Here is a 21,621-nt window from a genome sequence, read left to right on the forward strand (position 1 = left end):
TTCCACCCGTAAGTTGCTAGAGTTAAAATTGTTAACATTGAGTGCAACAAGTTCGGTTAAATCAACGTATTGGATTTTATTTACTGTAACATCTTTAATGTTGATTTACCGTTTTTTATGGGGTTGTGTTATCAAGGTGTAAGCACTACTATTAGTTTTCAAGTAATTTAACATAGAACTATTTAAAATTTCTTCTAAGCAGGGGAGAAAGTATTGGTTCTTTATTCTTAGTGAATCATTATCTTGTCTGCCTAACGTAAAGAAATGTATCAATATTCTTAAAACTTTATGCTACATAAATTTCTTCAATATATTGCTCCTTTACGCTATTTACCTGTCACAATTCAAACCTGGATTGGCCATCTCTTATTCACTAATCGCCCCTATTGTTGAAGACTCGAAATCAAGGTATCAAATATTAATTTCATTAATGAGTTGAAATACATAATGGTCTACATACGTCATAAACTAATCACTGAGATGGATAGATTACCTGCTTTTATTTTCGATTTCTAACCAAAGTATTAAGGGTTATTAAAACCAAAGTGATAAAAACAAAAACAATAGCTGTTCCAGTACTAACTTCTAATCGAGTAAAATAATTGAACACCGCTGTTACCAAGAGACTTAAAACAAATATCATAAAATTTATAAAAGTAAGCGAGTTATCTTCGTTAAGGATGAATTTTACTGAAAGTACAGCTCCTAGGAAAAAGAAAAAACCGTATAGCGAAGCTAATAGTTTTTTTTCATACTCCCTCTCCTTTTTAAAGAAGTGCGTTAAAGAGAGTAAGTGTTAAAATCTTTATCTTTTTTTAAAATCTTCAATCCAATTTTTAACTATTTCCATATCATTTTGTAATTCGTCTGGTAAAGGTAAAGTAATTGGCGTTTCTACCGATTGTGAGTGTTCATACTTAGAATATTTAGTCATATATTCATCTAGCACTGCTACATCTGACTTTGTGATTTTTGGTAATTGGTGAATTTTCCCCTTTGTATTAATTTCTCTTCTAAACCTTTTCACAATATCTCTTAATAGTATAGATTCCACTAATCTCTCCAACAAAATTCTGAATTCACTTGTAATTCCTTTTGCAATTAGCTGATATTCCTCTTCTCCAAATTCATTTAATATTCTTTTTGCTTTGTCTAGTTTCTCATTTTTAAGCTTGTTCAACGCTTTTTCAGGTTTTTTAGCAAACAAAGGGGTATCGCCCGTTTCCCCTGTTCTAGTCCCCTCTCTCCTTAATCCTATAATTTTATGTTCTACCTTTTTTCTTTCTGCCATGCTTTCTAATAGAGTAACCAAAGAAATCCGGTGAGAAAATACGATCACTTGTCTCTGGTTACTTAGTTCTATTAACCGATTGACGGTCGATTCTTCATAAATTATATCAAGAGAGGATATAGGATCATCAAATACAAATGGAGAATTCTGGGGTTTCCCCTCCACATCTGCCAAAAATGCTGCCAGTGAAACAACTCTTTGTTCACCTTCACTTAGTACTTCAGAAGTAGTAGCTTTAACTGAAGTATTATTCAGCTTAATTTCATGGAGAACCTGTCCTCTACGCGTTCTGGTTTTTATCAACTCAATTTTCAAGTGTGATGCACCTAAAAACTCTAGTTCCTTCCTAAACCTGCTTACATAAGCCTCAGTTATTAGGACCTCTGATAGCTGAGATTTTTTTACGGATAAAGGTCTTGTTGAGGCTTTTCGTTTTGCTTTATTTAACTTTTCTACATGAGCTAATTTACCAACTTCTTTTTCGATATTTTGTTTTTGATGGCTAATCCAATATAATGCTTTTAAATCGAGTAACCTTAAATTCATCTTTTCGTCATCTTTCATATGAGCGTCTTTTTCATAATAAGCTATACTTTTTCTAAGAGCAGCTATTTTTTCTTTTATAAAATTAATATTATCAAACTCAGGTAATGGCATATATTTTTCTATACTAAAGTGATTAAGTAATGTTTCTTTTCTTTTAGATAACATGTCAAAAACTTTTTCTATTTTTGCTCTTTCTTCATTTCTAGTAATTAAGGCAGAGTCCATCAACAATTTTATGGACTTTGCTTCAGGAATCTCGGTCATTGAATCTATATGTTTTTCTAATGAAATCTCTGCACTTTTTGCTTCATTCTCCAATGCACCTTTAATATAGCTTTCAAATGTCATAAATCTATCTTTCGCTTCTTTATCTAAAGGTTGTTGACATAGTACACACAGAGAATTCTCTTCTACATGTGGAAAGGTTTTCTCCTGATATGCGTATCTTTCTGAAAATAACCTTGCCTTTTCCCAAAGAACTTTCCAGGTTTCGCTATCTACACCATCTAATGGGAAATCTTTAAATACTTTAGTAGCTGTTTGTTCAGCAGCCCTTCTCTTCTTTACTGCCTCATAATTTTTAGAAATAACTTTTTTACAATTTTCAAAAGACAACTCATCCACAATCTTGTTTATCATTTGTTGTAAACTGGATAGGTTATCATGCGTATTTTTTAAATCTTTAGCCTTTTGAGCAGGATTTAACTCAGATAACCTTGCTTTTATACTTTCTTCTTCTTCAGAGAGTTCTTCACTCCATGCACATTTTTCATTAATAGATTGGGGAGTAGTTTTGTGGGACAAGCTTTCATACCAAATACCAATATCTGTTTTTTTAAACTCAAAAGGAAGCTTATTTAAAGATGTTTCAGATTGTTGAATTTCTTCATCAATACTTTTTTGAACATACGTGCATATCTCTATCAACTTGGTTAATATTGTTAATACCCATGGTTCGTATGTAGCTTCATTTTCTTGATTAATATAATCCAGTGCTGTTTCTGAATCATAAATTTCCACATACCTCAAAGGATCTAGGATTCCATCTTTCGCATTCCATTTAATTACTTGTTTTTCACTTCCTATCCTATAATTCAAAGTACATACTTGTTCGTTATTCGAAGTATCATAAATATTATGTAAAAGTTTCCCTTTGTTTTTAGCTCCACAAATGTGTTTTAATAACCTTGTGTAACCTGATTTACCCGTACCATTTGGTCCATAAATGATAGACAAATTTGTATTACAAAATCTAAAGGCTCTCTTGATGATAAAGCATTAATATTTTGTGTATCTGAGATCGACTCAAGAAACAGGTCCAATTTTTCTTCATTTAGATTAATACTACGCTCTACCCCTTTAATTTCTTTAGTTTCACCTATTCCTTCTTCGGCTTTACAATTTGCTACGACTTGATTTAAATCCTCTTGAGATAGGTTCCCATTCGATATTACTTTGTTAGCCGCATCTTGTAGCCAAAGGGGTCTTTGTTTTAACCATTCAATTATTTCTTGGTATTTTGTTTCCATTTAAATCACCTCTTCAGACCTAATTCTACATAATAAGCATATAACCTCCTACAAAATTTTACATTTTTCACATAAAAAGAGATATGTGCCCAGGTTTCTGAGACATATCTCTTTTTATCTGTCGCTTTTTCGGATTCTATTTTGAAGACAAACTCTATAACCTTTATATATCAGTGTTTTCGAGGGCTAATCACATCATGCCACCCGTAAGCTGAGAGTGTGTAATATCGTTAACGAGAGGTTCAAGAAGTGCGGTAAATCAACGTTTTGGATATCGCTGGTTGGAACATCTTTAACGTCGATTTACCGTTTTTTTATGGTATTGCGTTAGCAAAATGTTAGCAATTTACTCGCCTGATTACAGCCACGAAAATTACAACTTGCTATTAACGAATTTACCATATAGAAACGTAAGATATTTTTAACATCTTTTTCTATTGAATAGTATGGTTGTACTATTCAATAATTAAATCTGTAGTCTTTTGTCTCCACCCGAAGAGAAAAAGACAGTTTCTATAAAGTTGAGCACATCATTTATTGGATATACGCCTAGTCGATTATTATTTTGTTCCCAGAAAGACAAGATACCCAAACACTTATAATTAGTTTTATCATCCTCTTTATAATAACCATATATTAACGATCCACTCATTCCGCCAAAGCTTGATATCTCAATTTCATTTCCAAATTCTGACGTCCCCTTTAGGTCACAGGTTAACATAATAATATCTGAAAATTCATCGTAACTATCTACGAAAGTTGTATAAGGAAGTGTCTCCATTGATACAACTTTCTCCTCATAGTCAATTGTAGTTTCATACATAGGATATCCATGAGAAAAGACTATATTTGATGTATTTTCAATATAACCTTTTACATTCTTCTCCATCTGGTCTTCTTCTAGAAATCGGCAGTTATCTATATTTATTACCGAGTGAGGACTTATTTCAAAAGCAGCAATGTCATTATCTTTATCTTCAGCCTCAGCAATGATTGTCATGCGTTTATCAACACCATTTTTATCTTTGTATGGTATATTAATTCCACTTATTCTTTCATTCTGGTTTATTGACCTAACGACATGTTCGTTAGTAATTGCAAAGTACCGCTCTTTATATTTGACCAATCCACCGGAACCTAGCGAATATATATAATCCTCATTATCGGCTAAAAACTTTATTAAGATTGGTCCAGACCATTCTTTAAATTGCGCTGTTTCTCTTCTGAGTTCCTCTGTTGTGATTATTAGAACATTTTCATCATCTTCATGTAACATAATTTCCTCCTAAAAATTAAGATAATCATACCACCTTAATATATTACAGGATTATACGCTGATATTTAGTAGTTTATAAAATAATTAATTAGTATAAAAACTAGTGAAATAAAAAGCCCTCCAGTAAGTTAGTAACGAGTTCTTTGCAGGAAGTGAAATCATTAATTCACACCTAAATTAATACATTAAAAGCAGTATATTAACACTGTATTTAACAATAAAAAGCATAGACCTAAGGGCTATGTTTTTGTAAATCTTTATTCAATTAAAGAACTCGTTAGAATTAAGCACTCTCTTTCACAAATTGATTGAAAATGGATGACTCCTTGTTGCACAGTATTTAGTCTACTACGCAATACAATTTTTAATATCGCCTATCTGCTGAAGACTGATCTTATGGAAGTTATACACCATACTTAATTTTCAAAACTATGTTTTATATAATTTATTATCAGAAGGGTTCCAATGGTAAACAGTCTGTATCTATACTACTTTTTGTCAGCTTAGTGATAAAACCAAGGTATAGATTTTCCAACGGGTGTAATTAAGTGTATATTCAGATAATGTCAAAAGGCAAAATTAAAATATATCCGTATTACAAAGACCTATTATAATCCTAATAATAATACAAAGAATTATCAGCTGCTCACTCCTAAAACAAAAGGATCTATACGGACGATAAAAATGGACAAGCAAGTAATATGTGAGTTTAAGAAGCATTTAACATATCAAAAAGAAATGAAAATGGCTCTTGGAAATCAGTACAATGATTTTGGATTTATCTTTGCTAAAGAAATCAACAACCCCGGTTATCCCGATTTTATAAAGACAGTTGAAAACCGTATGAGGTGGCTGTTGAAGCTTAGCGGTATCGAAAAGAAAGTTACTCCCCATTCATTCAGGCATACCCATACCTCTCTATTGATTGAGGCCGGTGTTGGAACAAAAGAAATTCAGCAGAGATTGGGGCACGGGGACATTAATACCACTATGAATATTTATGCTCATATAACCAAAAACATGGAAAAGGTTGCATCACAAAAATTTAGTGAGCTTATGAAAGGAGCGTTGGAATGACTTTCTGGATAATCTAATTCACATTTAAAAGCCCGAGTACACATTAAGGCTTAAACGTATTGTATATTCGGGCATTTTTAATAGATATCTTATGGTATAAATACTAAAGAGGTAAGAATATCAATATTTTATATAGATTTTCATTCAAACTACATTAATATTTTTTCAATTGAATAATCTAATGCCACTTCACAAAACCAGTCACTCTCATATAACGCAGTATAAAGAGCTGTCTTCCAAGAATTCACATGCGAGAAACGTAGACTCTCTACTTCTTTTTGTAATTCTCTTTTTACGACTGAAGTTCCTCCTTGTTCAAATGATTGCTTTAGAGAAAAAATTTTCCCAGATAGTTCCTCACTTGCATAACTACTGTACAATTGACCAAGTTTAAATCTTTTGAAGTGCTTAGTAACTCTTTCACTCATAACGTCGTCCCAGGAATTATGTGGCTTTACTTTATATAATACAGATATAGGAAGCTCTTCAATTATTTCTGCATATAACCAAAGATCATTTTCTATATTATCAAAATAAGGATGTATATATTCTTCTTCTGGTCTAGTTGGAGCGTCACTAAATTTCTTCTTATTACATCCCATACATGTAGGAATTAAATTAATTGGACTAATAGAAAATATTGGGTATTTCTCCTTTGGGAGATAATGATCTAAACTATCGACCGTTCTATAACCACATATTGGACACATGTCGTTTATGGGTAAATTCATCAATTTATCGTAATAAGTTCTACCAGGTTGTTTCTGCTTAGAAAATTTATCCTTATATACTTTAACCATTTCAGTATCAGTAATTTCTCGTGGAGTCACGCCTTCTTCAATTGTGTAGACTTCATTATTATTGATTTTTTCTTCAAGGAAATTGCTCCAATCAACAATCTCCTCTTTGGAATTAGTAAATCGATTTAACAATTCAGTATCGGAATAATTGCTAATGCACTTTAGTAATACTTCTCCTGTAGAAAATGACGGTTTAGGCAATGTTCGCATATATGTTTACTCCTCATAAAGTAAAAGTGATCGAAGTATGGTACGGGCTTCCATTCCTAGTTCACCATTAAATAAATCTATAATTTCGTCGTAATCTTTACCTTTTTCCACCAAATCTTCTAGCATCTTATGAAATCCAGAATATGTAACTTCCAAACCGAAAACTTCCCTTGTTAAAGTACCCACATTTTCTCCAAATGTTTCAATATCAGGTCTCTGTATCTTAATATTTTCACTATCTCTTCTTTTAATTATGGAGACACAACTCCTAGGCAACTCTTGAAGTATCACGGGTGAATGTGTAGCTATTATTGCAACACCATTTTGAGAAATCAATAGATCAGATAATGCTCTAATAAAAGCAGCCAGTAGAGGTGGGTGTAAGTGTGACTCAGGCTCATCTAATATTAATAAGGATTTCTCATCAACTTTCTCAATCAATTTAGTTATAATTAATAAAATGATTTTGTGGCCAGAACTAAGACTATTAAAGGTAATTTTCAGCTCCTCAATATCCCTAATATCCATGTCTTTTATTCCAAAACTTTTAAAAAGAGGGTCGCTTTCTAACATTGAAATTGATTCTTCCCATTTATGCAGTTTCCATAAATCATTAGTATCTTTAATCCTTTTAATACTATCAATAAACTCTATGATTAAATTTTCTGGACTCTTAGAAAAATACTTCTCTATAACATCAAGTTCCTCTTCATTATCTCCTACTTCTACTTCTTCACTATCTTTGAGACCTATATATGAATAGAGGGGGCCGTCTTCTTCATCTGTTTTATCACGGTAATGGGGAGTGTTATCAAATGCACTAAAAGATATAAAAATTGTATTGGCAAAAAGATTGGTAGTATCCAGTGTTTCCGTATCATAAAAAGCGTTATTATTACCTTCCAATGTAGAACCATTTAACAACGAGTGGATCATATCATTGATAATCGTGGTTTTTCCAACACCATTGCTTCCAATTAAGGCATGAATATTTGTCGGAGGCATTGAGTCCGGTTCTACTTCAAAGTCAAAAATTACAGGTTCACTTCCATTTAGGCTATGTCTATAGCTAAATTCATATGGTGTAAGGGGGACTCCCCCATTAGCTATCCTATGAAATTGGTTCTTAACACTAAATACTTTGAAGTCTCTTAATAAAGATGTTTTAGTGACTTCATATTTTTTAACTTGTTCAAATAAGTCTAAATCATAAGCTATATCTTTTAAACTATATAAGATGTCACGGCGTACTTCTGAACCCAGCTTCTTCAGATTTTCATAGTAACTTTTACCTTGACCCAAACTAAAATATGTATCCTCTAACTCGGTGAATTCATCAGGGATGTTAGTCCGCGTGTTTTCTTCATCGTCCATATCTTCCCTACCTATTTTAACCAGACCTATTTCAGATATTTGACCTTCATTTACGAAAAATGCTTTATAAAGTGTATAAAAACCATAATCATTCCAATTATCTTTTACTAGATGGACACCATTTTTTACTTTTTGTCTTCCATATGGGGTATCATAAAATTCCATTGTTAATCTCCTTATACAATTTCTAATTTATAATATAGATTAGACGGAAAAAAACTTCCGGTGTTGTTATATCCCATTTTAACCCAAGTAGATATACTCTTCAAAATGAAAAAATGGGAAAATCATCGGAATTAAAAATTCAAAAAAGCTTTTTTTCAAATAAAAAGCCCCTGATGAACTTACTAATCACCAGAGGCTCTAGATTTTAATTAGAATTCGATGTGAAATCCAGTCAAAATCCAGTCAATATTCATTTATAGGGTTTCAAATCCTTGTATAGCAAAGGGTTTGGGGACAGCTTACATCATGCCGCCCATTCCGCCCATGCCACCCATGTCTGGCATGCCGCCGCCAGCGTTGTTGTCTTCTTCTGGAAGATCAGCAACGACTGCTTCGGTTGTCAGGAACATAGCTGCAACAGATGCTGCGTTTTGTAGGGCAGAGCGGGTAACTTTTGTTGGGTCGACGATACCGGACTCAACCATGTCTACCCATTCGCCGCTTGCAGCGTTGTAGCCTACGCCGACTTTTTCGCCTTTCAAGCGTTCTACGATGATAGAACCTTCCAGGCCAGCGTTGTGGGAGATTTGACGAACTGGCTCTTCAAGCGCACGAAGCACGATGTTGGAGCCTGTTTCTTCGTCGCCTGTCAGCGTCAATCCTTTTACAGCGTTGTAGATGTTGACAAGTGCGGTACCACCACCGGCAACGATACCTTCTTCTACTGCAGCGCGAGTAGAGTTCAAGGCGTCTTCAATGCGAAGTTTACGCTCTTTCAATTCTGTTTCGGTAGCTGCACCGACTTTGATGACAGCAACACCGCCTGCAAGTTTAGCAAGACGCTCTTGCAGTTTTTCTGTATCGAATTCAGAAGTAGATTCTTCTACTTGGGCACGGATTTGTGCTACGCGTGCAGAGATTTTTTCTGGATCTCCGCTTCCTTCAACAACTGTTGTGTTGTCTTTGGTTACGACAACTTTAGAAGCGCGGCCCAGCTGTTCGATGCTAGTGTTTTTCAGATCCAGTCCAAGATCTTCAGTTACGACTTCTGCACCAGTCAAGGTAGCGATGTCTTCAAGCATTGCTTTACGACGGTCACCGAAGCCAGGAGCTTTAACGGCAACAGCGTTGAATGTTCCGCGAAGTTTGTTTACTACCAATGTAGCAAGTGCTTCGCCTTCTACATCCTCAGCGATCATTAGAAGTGGCTTGCCTTGTTGTACGACTTGCTCCAGTACAGGAAGTACTTCCTGGATGTTGGAGATTTTCTTATCCGTGATCAGGATGTACGGATCTTCAAGGACAGCTTCCATTTTATCCTGGTCTGTAACCATATAAGGAGATGCATATCCACGGTCGAACTGCATACCTTCCACTACTTCAAGCTCGGTGTTGAAGCCTTTGGATTCTTCAATTGTGATAACACCGTCGTTACCTACGCGCTCCATCGCTTCTGCAATCAGCTTACCTACTTCGTCGTCGCCAGAAGAAATAGCCGCTACTTGCGCGATGGAGTCTTTGCCTTCGATCGGCTTGGAGATTTTTCTAAGCTCTTCGGTTGCAACTTCTACCGCTTGTTCGATACCGCGGCGGACTCCTACAGGATTAGCGCCGGAAGCAACGTTTTTCAATCCTTCACGGATCATTGCTTGAGCCAACACAGTAGCGGTTGTCGTACCGTCACCGGCAACATCGTTTGTTTTCGAAGCAACTTCGGATACCAATTGCGCACCCATGTTTTCGAAGTGGTCTTCCAACTCGATTTCTTTGGCAATGGTAACACCATCGTTCGTAATCAATGGGGAGCCGAATTTTTTGTCCAGTACTACGTTACGGCCTTTTGGTCCCAATGTAACTTTAACTGCGTTTGCCAATGTATCTACACCGCGAAGCATCGCACGGCGAGCGTCTTCACTAAATTTGATTTCTTTAGCCATTTGTATGCCCTCCTTGAACTTTTAAAAATTATGTTATTGTAAATGGTCCTTCGCTTCCTTAGCTGATTACAGCTAAGATGTCGCTCTCACGAAGAATTAAGTATTCTTTGCCTTCGTATTTTACTTCTGTACCAGCAAACTTCGAGAAGATGATGAGGTTTCCTTCAGCTACCTCAGGGGCAACTTTTTCTCCATTATCTGTGACACGTCCTGAACCTACCGCAACGACTTTCCCTTCCTGCGGTTTTTCCTTTGCAGAATCAGGAAGCACGATACCGCTTGCTGTTTTCTCTTCTTGCTCTACAAGTTCAATAATGACACGATCACCTAGTGGCTTTAACATGTGTGAAACCCTCCCTAACCGTTATTTAATTGGTTTGTTTGTTAGCACTCGTGAGTGATGAGTGCTAACACAGTTATTATAATAATCAATTCGATTTCATTTTGCAAGCAATGCAATCAGAAATTTTTTCGACAAATTATGAACGGCCTGCAAACAGCAAAAAAGGACTCCCGCCAGCATTCCACTACGGCTGCAGCAGGAGCTGTTCAGTCCTTCTACTACATGACTATTCTAATTGTATGTTAAAATACGTACAATGATGTAGTAAAGTAAATCTGTTTTTGAAGGAGTAGTTTAAGGTGCCTAAACGATATTGGTATGTCATCATGACCTATATAATCATGCAGCTTTCCGGAGCTTTTCTCGTACCGTTCATCGATATGTGGAACATAGATCGGTTCACCTTCAGTGTCAGCTGGAGCATCATCAGCTTTGTTGCGGCTCTTGTGATCACCTTGCTGTTATTACGGCCGGACATGCGGCAGGGCAGTGACCGGAACGCTTCCGGAGCCGGCGGCATCATCGGCTGGAGTGTACTCGGAGTGGCGATGGCTTACATGGCGCAATATGCGGCTGTCATCATCGAAACGTTGGTTCTCGGTATCAAACCGGGCTCTGAAAACACGATGCAGATTATGGAGATTGCCAGAGCAGCTCCGATTTTCATCATCATTCCTGCTCTGATTGCACCGATTTTAGAAGAAATCATTTTCCGGAAAATCATCTTCGGCAGTCTGTACAAGCGGACGAATTTTTTCATCGCCGCTCTAGCATCTTCGATTATTTTCGGTCTTGTCCACATGGATGTCACTCACATCATCACCTACACAGGCATGGGACTGGTGTTTGCCTTTCTTTATGTGCACACCAACCGGATCATCGTTCCGATTATCACCCATATGGCCATGAACACCATCACGGTCATCGCCCAGTTCAGTGTGGACCCGGAAGAACTTGATCAAATGCTTGAACAATGGGAAAAAATGCAAATGATCTTAATTGGAGGCTAATCAGTTTATGAGAACATCCCCGTTGTTTATGGCTTTCTTGTATTTTGCAATGGGAGCTGTATTCACCTATATTGCAGCCCAATCGGTGGAAGAAACGATTTGGAACTTCATCACGATCCTGCTGGCTATTTTCGCCACCCTCGATTTTGTCGTTTCCTTCCGATTGATCGGCTTGCATTTTAAAATTCGAAAATCGAAAAAAAACAAATAGCTCCAGCCATATAAAAACAGCTGACACCCGTCAGCTGTTTTTTGTATCATTGTTTGGTTTTCCATTCAGGATAAAAGAAACGGGAACGACAACAAGCATCAATATCGAAGAAAAAATAAAAGCTTCGTTGATTGCCTGCAAGGCCGCTTCTTCTCCGGCCAATCCACTGACAGCAGAAATTTGCGCTCTTCTTACTTCATAGTAAATCGAGAAAAACACAATCCCGAAGGCAGAAAAAATTTGCCGCAATACGTTGTTCATCGCCGATCCTTGAGCGACCAGCTTTTCGGGTATGGCATTCATCCCGGCAGTGGTCGCCGGCATATTGGACATGCCAAGACCCGCACCACGGACCGTGTTGATCAGCAATATCAACCAAAATGGTGTCGATAACTGAAGGTTCCCCAGGGCAAAGGTGGTAGCCGCCAACAGCAGCAGCCCTGGCGGAACCACATAGCGTGGCCCTTTTTTATCCAGCAGTTTCCCGCCGAGGGTCATGAACAAACCGCTGCATAAAGCCGCCGGCAGAAACAACAAGCCGGTCTGGATTTCGCTCAAGCCGTACACATTCTGGATCAATAGCGGCAATAAAAAAATACCCGAAAACAGTCCGATCGATGCGGTGGCCGTCACTACGATGGAAACAGCATAGGTCGGGACTTTGAAAACACTCAGTTCCAGTAGTGGCTGGTCTTGTCTTTGTTCGTAAATAATGAACAGAATAACGGCCGCCACGCCTCCGCCGATCATGAGAAAACTGAACGGCTGTGTCAACAGTTCCCATGTCGAGCCCCTGCCGAGGGCAAACAAAATCGCCCCGACACCAGCTGTCACCAGCAGGAAACCGGTCAAGTCGAATTTCAGATTCGGGTCCGGCTTGGTCGGAATCAAGTATTTACTGGAGATGATCAACCCGATAAGTCCGAATGGAATATTGAATAAGAATAGAAAATTCCACGGCAAAAATTCGATGATCACGCCGCCGATGGTCGGCCCGATTGCCGGGGCCACCATCGCTGCAACTCCATAGATACCGACGGCGAGCCCGCGTTCCTCTCGGGGAAAGGCCTGGAAAATCAAGGCCATGGCGATCGGCATCATCAGTCCGCCTGCCATGCCCTGTACCGCCCGCGAGGCAATCATCATTCCCAATGTATGGGACAATGCACCGGACAGCGAGCCGACCAGAAAAATCGATAAACCAATCAGGTAAATCTTTTTCTTCCCGAACCGATCGCCCAGGTAGCCGGTCAGCGGCATCGTCATCCCCATCGATACCATGAAAATTGTCAAAATCCAGCCCACCGACACTGCGTTGGAGTCGAACAGCTCAATGAAGTGCGGCAAGGTCGGATTCAACATGCTGTTGTTTAAAATCACGGTGAAAGTGCCAAATAAAACAGAAACGACAACCAGCCATTTAGAATCTATTTTCTTGATACGTCCACCCCCCTATGAGTTTACGGTAAATCGTAAACCTATACCCTCTTCAGCGAGAGGGTATGCAGGGTTACTCTCCCGCTTCTTCTTCCAGAGGGTAATGCTTGAGAAAGTAAACCAGCGACTGAAGCTCGACGGATAAATCGATGTGATGCACCCGAATATGATCGGGAACGGTGATCCGTGCGGGTGTGAAGTTAAGGATACCGGAGACACCGGCATCTACCAGTCGCTCGGTAATTCCCTGTGCTTCTGTGGAAGGTACCGTCAGTATGGCGACAGCCGTGTTTTTTAAATGATCTTCCAAATCATCTACATGATACACAGGGACACCGCCAATATCGGATCCTACTTTATTCGGGTCGGCATCAAAGGCCATTTCGATTTTCGTATTGTTGTTTTTCATAAAATTATAATGGAGAAAAGCTGTTCCAAGATTCCCGACTCCGATGAGTGCGACCTTGGTCACTTCGTCCTGATCAAGGGTTTTCCGGAAAAAACTGAGCAGGTATTCGACATTGTAGCCATACCCTTTTTTTCCCAATGCACCGAAATAAGAAAAATCCCGGCGGATGGTGGCAGAATCTACTTTGACCGCGTCGCTCAGTTCCTTGGATGAAACGCGCAGCTTTCCCTGATGATGCAGGTTATTGATAAATCGGTAATATAGTGGCAGGCGCTTTGCCGTTGCTTGTGGTATTTTATTTTGCTCGTTGTTCATACATATCCTCCTTACAGTTGCCCTTCTGTCCTGTGTCCGCTTTCTAAGAAGCAATCAGGTTTATCGATGCCTTTTTCGGATAATCGATGACCAGCTATCAAGCTCCTGTACATAATTTCATTTCGTAACCGTTATCTTTTTTGATTAGGCAGTTTTCCACAAACACTTTGCTTTGTTCTCTAGACAAATGGGTGTGGCTGCGGAAATCCACTACGCTTTCCGCGGGCGGCTGGTGAGCCTCCTCGAGCTGCGCTCTGCGGGGTCTCCCCTAGGCCTTTCCTCCCGCAGGAGTCTTCGTGGATTTCCTCCGCCGTGAGTATGTTTGTTGTTTTTCACAAATCTTTTTCCTTTTTAGTCGGTATATCAGCCGCTTCTGAATGCGTACACTCCAAAAACAGCTACCCTAGCAGAAGCAATTACTTATGAAGACAAGGAACGCTTCGACACCGACTCCTCGCAAGTAAAAAAACAGCCCCACATTTACAACCGTGCTCATCAAAAGCGAAGTGTTATGCGGAGTTCGCTCTAGCACTGAACCTTACTAGCAAACCAACGAAGTTTCTATCAAATAGATGCTGTTTATCATTTACAATGTTACAAGTTTGGGGAAAGAGCTTTCCTTTATACAAGTACTTTTGCTTATTTTGTTTAACTTCTTTAGTTTATCAAAAATTCAGCAATAAGTCGTGATTTTATTCACATTCTTTTCCATACTTATCACTATATCGAAATCGGGGGAACGCATGAAGCAAAATAATCACCGGAAGCATTGCTGTGACGCTTGCCACCGCAAAGAGGATTAAGATACACTTAAAGCATTGAGGTGAACAAAATGATTTTGATGCAAGTCAATGACATCACAAAAAGATATGGCGCCGAGCTTATCTTATCCAATATAAAGTTAGAAGTGCAGACCAATGACCGGATTGCTGTCGTCGGAAGGAACGGAGCAGGAAAATCGACGCTGTTGAAAATCATCGCGGGAATCCTGCCCTTTGACGAGGGGGAAATCCACAAGCCGAAAGAGACGACACTTGGCTATCTCGCCCAAAACACCGGTCTCGAATCAAATCAGACGATTTGGCAGGAAATGCTGGGCGTATTTCAGCATTTTGTCGATACGGAACAAGAACTGCGGGAAATGGAATTGCAGATGGGTGACCCGGATGTGCTGGAGAATCAGGATGCCTATCAAAAATTGCTGGCTGCTTATGACGCCAAACAACAAGCCTTCAAAATGGAGGGCGGTTATCAGTATGAAGCAGACATCAAGGCCGTCTTGAATGGCCTTCATTTCTATGAACAGGATTGGGATACATCGATAGCAGAATTGAGCGGCGGCCAGAAGACCCGCTTGGCACTGGGCAAGCTGCTCCTATCCAAGCCGGACATCCTGGTTTTGGACGAGCCCACCAACCATCTTGATATCGAAACCCTTTCCTGGCTGGAAGGCTATTTGAACAATTACAGCGGTGCCGTCGTGATTGTTTCCCATGATCGCTATTTCTTGGATAAAACGGTCGAAACTGTCTATGAAATATCCCGGAACCATTCTACAAAGTACCATGGGAATTACAGCAAGTACCTGGAACAGAAAGCAGCCAATTACGAACGGGATGTAAAACAATTTGAAAAACAGCAGGCTGAGATTAAAAGAATGGAAGAGTTTGTCCAGAAAAATATCGTCCGTGCTTCTACGACAAAGCGGGCACAAAGCCGCCGTAAACAGCTGGAAAAAATGGAGCGCCTGGATAAGCCGCAGGGAGATGAATCCTCGGCAAAATTCACATTCGATATCAACCGCCGCAGCGGTAATGACGTATTGAAAGTGCAGGACCTTGCCTTTCGGTACGAGGATAGCGATAAACCTATTTTTTCCAACCTAAGCTTCGATGTTTCCCGAGGTGATAGCATCGCCTTGGTCGGACCGAATGGCGTCGGCAAAACCACGTTGTTGAAAACGATTGTCGGCGACTTGAAGCAAGCCAAGGGGAACATCCAGCTCGGAACCAATGTACAAATCGGCTACTACGATCAGGAACAAACCCGGCTACATTCCAACAAAACGGTATTAAACGAGCTTTGGGACGAGTATCCGATGACCAATGAAAAAGACATCCGTACTGTGCTCGGGAACTTTCTGTTTTCCGGAGACGACGTGCTGAAAAATGTAACGAGCTTGAGCGGTGGCGAAAAAGCCAGACTGGCGCTTGCCAAGCTGATGATGGAAAAAGCCAACCTGCTGATCCTCGACGAACCGACCAACCATCTTGATTTGGACAGCAAAGAAGTACTGGAATCAGCATTGATCGACTTCCCCGGCACGATAGTGTTCGTTTCCCACGACCGTTACTTTATCAATAGACTGGCGACACAGGTTATCGAAATGCAGCCTGCCGGCAGTACGATTTATTTAGGAGATTATGATTATTACCTCGATAAAAAACAAGAGGAATATGAATTACAACAGCTGAACGAACAAGACCGTACTCCAGAGCAGCCGGCAGCTGCGGCTAAGACGACTTTTGAACAGGAAAAAGAATTAAAAAAAGAAAAACGGAAGAAAGAACGCCGCATCCAGGAAATCGAACAGGAAATCGAATCAGTGGAAAAACGAGTGGAAGAAATCGATGCGTTGTTATGCGACCCAGATATCTATCAGGATCACGAAAAGGCGTTGAAGCTGACGGAAGAAAAAGAACAGCAGGATTTGCAATTGGAAAACCTGGTGGAAGAATGGGAAGAGCTTCATGAAGAGTGACGAAGTGGCCGGGACAAAACCCTGGCCATAAAAGTAAAAAACGAACCGGTTTGGTGCATACATCAAATCCGTTCGTTTTTTTCTTTTTTGTGTCCCTTAAATAGACTTCTTTTATCCTGTGGTTTGTTGCGTGTTCCTAACCTTTCCATCGCTATAACGATTGGCAGGTTCATTCCAATCAAAATAGTGAGTTATGCACAAACTTACACACATGCCAAAACCGGTCTAATAAGTTTTCCACCATTTTATCCCCATTATCCACAAATAAGCATTCATTTATCCACAAAAGCTGTCAACATATCCACGCTTACTCTCCCAAAGCTCGGTTGATTTTCTCCACATATTGAAAGCTATCCTGTTGATAAGTGGTTTTCTTGCAGCAAAAAAATCTGTCCTGCTGAGTTTTGCCCACACCCAGGGGACAGATTTTTTCTTTGCCTTTAAATTTATCGCTTTAATCCTCTTTTGCCGTATCGTTCCAAATCCAGCGATGGATTGGCATTCAAGTCCCAGCCTGCACGATGTCCTTGCTGATAAGCGATTGTGCCTGCAGCAGCGATCATCGCCGCATTATCTGTACACAAGTCCAGAGGAGGTATCAATAGTTCCTGTTTAGCATCGTCGAACTTATTATCCAGCGCTGTCCGCAATCCTTTGTTGGCAGCTACTCCGCCTGCCACTATGACTTGCTTCACATCGTACTGCTGTGCCGCCCGATACGTTTTTTCCGCCAATACCTCGACAACGCTCGCCTGGAAACTCGCTGCTACATCTTCATCTTTTAACGTTTCCTTGCGCTGTGCCGCATTGTGCAGAGTATTGATGACCGAAGATTTCAGCCCGCTGAAACTGAAATCATACGAGCCTTCTTCCAGCCATGCCCTTGGGAAAGCAATATTTGCTTCTCCTGTTGCAGCTAGTCGATCCATTTGCGGACCACCGGGATAAGGCAGATTCAATGTCCTGGCAACCTTATCATAGGCTTCACCCGCTGCATCATCACGCGTTTCGCCGATCACTTCAAATGAACCATGCTCATGCATGACAATCAATTCAGTATGGCCTCCGGAAACGACGAGCGCCAATAGCGGGAACTGAAATTCCTTGATAAGGCGGTTGGCATAAATATGGCCGGCAATATGGTGGACGCCGATCAACGGTTTATGCTTGGCGAAAGCAAGCGCCTTGGCCGTGTTGACACCTACCAGCAGTGCGCCGACCAATCCAGGTCCTTCCGTCACGGTGATGGCATCCATTTCCTCCGCAGTCATATCAGCTTGTTGAAACGTTTCCTCCAATACCATGGTGATTTGCTCGACATGATGCCTGGACGCCACTTCCGGCACCACCCCGCCAAACCGTTTGTGGCTCTCGATTTGGGAAGCAACCACATTCGAGACAATTTCCGTTCCATTTTTGACGATGGCTGCGGCTGTTTCATCACAGCTGGTTTCTATTCCTAATATATATACATCGTTCTTTGTCATAATTTCACCCACATTACTAATGCATCTTCATAATTGTCTGTGTAATAGTTTTTCCTGATTCCGCCCGGAACGAGCCCGAATTTTTTGTACATGTTCTGAGCAGGCAGATTGGATACCCTCACTTCCAGGGAAAGCTGCTTTGCCCCTAAGGCTACTGCCTGATTGATAACAAAGTGGAATAATGCCTGGCCGTATTTTTTCCCTCTATGCTCCGGAAGAATCGCGATATTGGTGATTTGTGCTTCATCGATGATCACCCATAAGCCGCAGTAACCAATGACCGTGCCGTCTTTTTCGACGACGAAATAAACAGCATATGGATTTTCTTTCAATTCATTCACAAAAATGTCCTTGGTCCACGGGGTTCCGAAGCTGACAGCTTCCACCTGCATGACTTGGTCGATATCCTCTACCCTCATTTGCCTGATGATTGTATCTGACATATTAGTTCTTCCCCTGTTGTTCCAGCCATTTGGCCTCGGCTTCTACAAGCCTTAGGTATTCTGGCGTCAAAGCATGGACCGGCCCCGATTCTTCCAATGCCCCGGCTTCAGCCAGATATCCAGCCCGCGGATAGTGGCTGACGAGTTCCGGAATGATGGCCAAATCCTTCATATAATCGGTGATAACCTGTCGGTGCAATTCGATGTCCGGACTTAAAAACACGACATGTTCCCCGCGTTGCGCCAATTTTTCCAACCACTCGGCAAATGGAATGTTCACTTCATTTTCTTCTAATGAAAGGGCGCCGTCTTTGTTTTTGTAGAGTCCGGTGTAAACGAGCCCTCTACGCGCATCGAAAAACGGACAGATCGACGCGTCCGTCAGCTGTGCCTGCAATGCGAGTGCTTTTAAACTCGACACTCCTGTCACCGGAATATTCAGTGCCCATCCCATTGTTTTGGCAGTGGTCAAACCAATCCTCACACCGGTATAGGAGCCAGGTCCTTTAGCCACGACTATCCGGTCGAGCTGCTCCGGTGTCATCTCTGTTTCCTTCATCAGTTGGTCTATCGCCGGCATGAGGCGGACGGAGTGATTTTTCTTAGCATTGGTTGTATATTCTCCGGCCAGCGAACCATCCTTAAGAATAGCAATCCCCAATACTTGATTGGAGGTATCTATCGCAAGTATATTCATCGAGCTAGCTCCTTACAAATGGATTCAAAATGATGTCCTCTCGGGTAAAATGTAATCTCCCGTTCCTGTTGTTCATTCAATCGAATGTCAATATCCAGGCGGTGGTCCGGCAAAAAATCGGCAATATAGTGAGCCCATTCGATCACCGTGACCCCTCCGCCATGAAAGTATTCATCAAAACCGATGTCTTCATCGCTGTCTTCCAATCGATACACGTCCATGTGGTATAACTGGAGTTCACCTGTGTATTCTTTGACGATGGTAAAAGTAGGACTGTTTATCGTTCTACGCACTCCCAGACCTGCACCCAGCCCTTTAGTGAAGGTTGTTTTTCCTGCTCCCAGATCCCCTTCAAGTGTCAAGACATCATTGGGCTTCAGTAAAAGTGCAAGTCTCTCTCCTACTTTTCTTGTTTCTGCTTCTGTCTGTGTCGTTATCGTTAACTCTTCCATCTCTATTCTCACCTATTTCAAATGTGTATAGCCTGCTTTGTCCAGGATTGTATGACGATTTCCTTCGTGCAATACAACATTGCCTGCCCCAGAAGACGGGGTGGTTACTACGCCTATTTTCGCAACAGGAATCATAGCCTTATTTGCTGCCGATAAAACGATGGGCCAGTCTCGTTCTGGAATCGTTCCGAGCAATTCAAAATCTTCGCCGCCAAAAAGCTTCCACTTCCGCTGCTGTTCCCTGTTGAACCTTTTAAAGCTCTGATGAACAGGAATTTGCTCGTCGTATAAATGAAGGGAAACATTGGAAGCTTCCGCAATTTCTGCAGCTTCATTGGCTATCCCGTCACTGATATCATTCAAAGCGACTCTTTCAGCGGCATGCAACGCTTTGGCAAATGAAACCCTTGGAGACGGCATCCGGTGTCTGTGAATAAAATAGTTTCTTGCCTCTTCAGGCAGACCTCGACCACTGTCCGCATTTGTCAGCAGATCCAGTCCAGCAGACGCATCACCCAAAGTACCCGTGGCAAAAACGATATCCTTCTCTCTTGCATGACTCCTATACCGTACTTTATTCTGTTCAACATACCCGATGATGGTGACAGAGATGGATAACTCCTTACCTGAGACAGTATCCCCGCCAATTAAATCGATATGATACAGGGAAGCAAGATCATCCATTCCTTTATAGATGGATGCCAAGTCTTCTTCGCTCCATCCTTCCGGGATAACGATTGATATCATATAAAAGGCAGGCGTACCTCCCATTGCGGCAATATCGCTTATATTTGCCGCCAACACTCTATAACCAACATGATAAGGGGCCATTGTTTTCCTGGTGAAATGGACGCCCTCTACAAAGGTATCCACTGCTGTTACAATATCCTGATATGGTTGTCGAAACACTGCTGTATCATCGCCGATCCCCTTTATTAGTCCGGATTGACGATGTACTTTCGGGGCAATGGATCGAATAAAAGAGAACTCATCCATTCGCAATTCCTCACTCAGTTTATAATGTTATTTCCATCATAGCAAAACAGGTAAGAAAAAGAAAAGGAGGCGTCACGCTTAGAGATTCTCCTTTAGTGTCGTACGGACATAAATAAAGCCCTAGGAATTTTTCCTAAGGCTTGTCATTGTTTGATATGTAAGTGGCGGTCCGGACGGGACTCGAACCCGCGACCTCCTGCGTGACAGGCAGGCATTCTAACCAACTGAACTACCGGACCAATATGTATGAAGTAAAATTCAACGTTGTAAGAAAATTAATTGGTTGCACTCTTTCAAGTACTTGGATTCTTCACTTGCCAAGGAGTAACTCGACGTAGTAAGTGAAATATTTTGGTTGCACTCTTTCAAGCACTATTATCATTTTCTAGCGAAGAAGTAAATTCAACGTTGTAAGAAAATTAATTGGTTGCGGGGGCAGGATTTGAACCTGCGACCTTCGGGTTATGAGCCCGACGAGCTACCAGACTGCTCCACCCCGCGACATTGTAAATAACATAATAAACGTTATTTATAAGAAAAGTATTTATGCCTGGCGGCGTCCTACTCTCGCAGGGGCAAAGCCCCAACTACCATGGGCGCTGGAGAGCTTAACTGCTGTGTTCGGCATGGGAACAGGTGTGGCCTCTCCGCTATTGCCACCAGACATCGGTATTCTTTTAAGAAAAGTGTACCTTCAAAACTAGATAAGAAGGAAGACATCAACGAATTTCACACGTGCTAGTGCTTTAATCCAGCTCCGACTCCCAGGTCCTCGCTGTATAAGCAATTCCTCTACAAGGCTGAAAACCAGCCTTTTCGCGGTCTTACTTATCCAGTCGGACCTTAACGGTCGTC

At 40.8% G+C, this 21,621-nt stretch carries 17 protein-coding genes, 2 tRNA genes, 1 rRNA gene and 1 pseudogene; 4 read left to right on the forward strand and 17 right to left on the reverse strand.

What is annotated here, in order from left to right; translation table 11 throughout:
* Positions 1–805: 805 nt before the first annotated feature.
* The 3 genes from ABVF09_RS12415 to ABVF09_RS12425 form a co-directional block, all read right to left on the reverse strand.
* Positions 806–3,073 (reverse strand): AAA family ATPase, encoded by a 2,268-nt coding sequence (locus ABVF09_RS12415; protein ID WP_371069324.1) that lies wholly within the window; start codon positions 3,071–3,073, stop codon positions 806–808.
* Positions 3,016–3,366: a hypothetical protein gene (locus tag ABVF09_RS12420; protein ID WP_371069325.1), complete on the reverse strand. Its 351-nt coding sequence runs from the start codon at positions 3,364–3,366 to the stop codon at positions 3,016–3,018. Before ABVF09_RS12420 ends, ABVF09_RS12415 begins: the two co-directional genes overlap by 58 nt.
* Positions 3,367–3,832: 466 nt before the next feature.
* Positions 3,833–4,642: a hypothetical protein gene (locus ABVF09_RS12425; protein ID WP_371069326.1), complete on the reverse strand. Its 810-nt coding sequence runs from the start codon at positions 4,640–4,642 to the stop codon at positions 3,833–3,835.
* Between the two features lie 588 nt (positions 4,643–5,230).
* On the opposite strand from ABVF09_RS12425, the pseudogene ABVF09_RS12430 reads away from it, so the two are divergent.
* Positions 5,231–5,719: pseudogene (locus ABVF09_RS12430) on the forward strand (site-specific integrase); the annotation flags it as partial.
* Between the two features lie 149 nt (positions 5,720–5,868).
* Here ABVF09_RS12430 and ABVF09_RS12435 read toward each other — a convergent pair.
* From ABVF09_RS12435 to groES, 4 genes are all read right to left on the reverse strand, one after another.
* A complete protein-coding gene (locus ABVF09_RS12435; protein ID WP_371069327.1) occupies positions 5,869–6,729 on the reverse strand; it encodes a hypothetical protein in 861 nt (286 codons plus the stop codon).
* Between the two features lie 6 nt (positions 6,730–6,735).
* The gene (locus tag ABVF09_RS12440; protein ID WP_371069328.1) at positions 6,736–8,268 is read right to left on the reverse strand and encodes an AAA family ATPase; all 1,533 of its coding nucleotides are present in this window, start codon (positions 8,266–8,268) and stop codon (positions 6,736–6,738) included.
* 299 nt (positions 8,269–8,567) lie between these two features.
* Positions 8,568–10,205: a chaperonin GroEL gene (gene groL, locus ABVF09_RS12445; RefSeq protein WP_371069329.1), complete on the reverse strand. Its 1,638-nt coding sequence runs from the start codon at positions 10,203–10,205 to the stop codon at positions 8,568–8,570.
* A 58-nt stretch (positions 10,206–10,263) separates the two neighbouring features.
* Positions 10,264–10,548, reverse strand: a complete 285-nt coding sequence (groES, locus tag ABVF09_RS12450) for a co-chaperone GroES (protein ID WP_026569155.1) — start codon at positions 10,546–10,548, stop codon at positions 10,264–10,266.
* Positions 10,549–10,847: 299 nt separating this feature from the next.
* Here groES and ABVF09_RS12455 point away from each other — a divergent pair, with 299 nt between their 5' ends.
* Positions 10,848–11,558: a CPBP family intramembrane glutamic endopeptidase gene (locus tag ABVF09_RS12455; protein WP_026770878.1), complete on the forward strand. Its 711-nt coding sequence runs from the start codon at positions 10,848–10,850 to the stop codon at positions 11,556–11,558.
* 7 nt (positions 11,559–11,565) lie between these two features.
* Positions 11,566–11,769: a YdiK family protein gene (locus tag ABVF09_RS12460; protein ID WP_026569153.1), complete on the forward strand. Its 204-nt coding sequence runs from the start codon at positions 11,566–11,568 to the stop codon at positions 11,767–11,769.
* A gap of 30 nt (positions 11,770–11,799) precedes the next feature.
* Here the strand turns inward: ABVF09_RS12460 and ABVF09_RS12465 are convergent, their stop codons facing one another.
* Together ABVF09_RS12465 and ABVF09_RS12470 are read right to left on the reverse strand one after the other, a co-directional pair.
* Positions 11,800–13,209, reverse strand: coding sequence for an MDR family MFS transporter (locus ABVF09_RS12465; protein ID WP_371069343.1), 1,410 nt, complete (start codon positions 13,207–13,209; stop codon positions 11,800–11,802).
* 70 nt (positions 13,210–13,279) lie between these two features.
* Positions 13,280–13,930, reverse strand: coding sequence for a redox-sensing transcriptional repressor Rex (locus ABVF09_RS12470; protein ID WP_371069330.1), 651 nt, complete (start codon positions 13,928–13,930; stop codon positions 13,280–13,282).
* Between the two features lie 832 nt (positions 13,931–14,762).
* On the opposite strand from ABVF09_RS12470, the gene ABVF09_RS12475 reads away from it, so the two are divergent.
* Positions 14,763–16,691 (forward strand): ABC-F family ATP-binding cassette domain-containing protein, encoded by a 1,929-nt coding sequence (locus tag ABVF09_RS12475; protein ID WP_371069331.1) that lies wholly within the window; start codon positions 14,763–14,765, stop codon positions 16,689–16,691.
* Between the two features lie 446 nt (positions 16,692–17,137).
* Here ABVF09_RS12475 and tsaD read toward each other — a convergent pair whose 3' ends face one another.
* From tsaD to rrf, 8 genes are all read right to left on the reverse strand, one after another.
* A complete protein-coding gene (tsaD, locus tag ABVF09_RS12480) occupies positions 17,138–18,181 on the reverse strand; it encodes a tRNA (adenosine(37)-N6)-threonylcarbamoyltransferase complex transferase subunit TsaD (protein ID WP_153464578.1) in 1,044 nt (347 codons plus the stop codon).
* Positions 18,175–18,621, reverse strand: coding sequence for a ribosomal protein S18-alanine N-acetyltransferase (gene rimI, locus ABVF09_RS12485; protein ID WP_026569148.1), 447 nt, complete (start codon positions 18,619–18,621; stop codon positions 18,175–18,177). Before rimI ends, tsaD begins: the two co-directional genes overlap by 7 nt.
* Before the next feature lies 1 nt (position 18,622).
* On the reverse strand, positions 18,623–19,318 hold the full coding sequence (tsaB, locus tag ABVF09_RS12490) for a tRNA (adenosine(37)-N6)-threonylcarbamoyltransferase complex dimerization subunit type 1 TsaB (protein WP_026770882.1): 696 nt from the start codon (positions 19,316–19,318) through the stop codon (positions 18,623–18,625).
* Positions 19,315–19,770 carry a tRNA (adenosine(37)-N6)-threonylcarbamoyltransferase complex ATPase subunit type 1 TsaE gene (gene tsaE / locus ABVF09_RS12495; protein ID WP_371069332.1) on the reverse strand — a complete coding sequence of 152 codons (456 nt, stop codon included), beginning with the start codon at positions 19,768–19,770 and terminating at the stop codon, positions 19,315–19,317. The genes tsaB and tsaE overlap by 4 nt, the downstream gene beginning before the upstream one ends.
* Before the next feature lie 12 nt (positions 19,771–19,782).
* Positions 19,783–20,766 (reverse strand): thiamine-phosphate kinase, encoded by a 984-nt coding sequence (gene thiL / locus ABVF09_RS12500; RefSeq protein ID WP_371069333.1) that lies wholly within the window; start codon positions 20,764–20,766, stop codon positions 19,783–19,785.
* 162 nt (positions 20,767–20,928) lie between these two features.
* Positions 20,929–21,005, reverse strand: a tRNA-Asp gene (locus ABVF09_RS12505).
* 185 nt (positions 21,006–21,190) lie between these two features.
* A tRNA-Met gene (locus ABVF09_RS12510) sits at positions 21,191–21,267 on the reverse strand.
* Positions 21,268–21,314: 47 nt separating this feature from the next.
* A 5S ribosomal RNA gene (gene rrf / locus ABVF09_RS12515) occupies positions 21,315–21,430 on the reverse strand.
* Positions 21,431–21,621: the final 191 nt, after the last annotated feature.

The organism is Sediminibacillus sp. JSM 1682029 (assembly GCF_041366435.1).
Taxonomy (GTDB): domain Bacteria; phylum Bacillota; class Bacilli; order Bacillales; family Amphibacillaceae; genus Sediminibacillus; species Sediminibacillus terrae.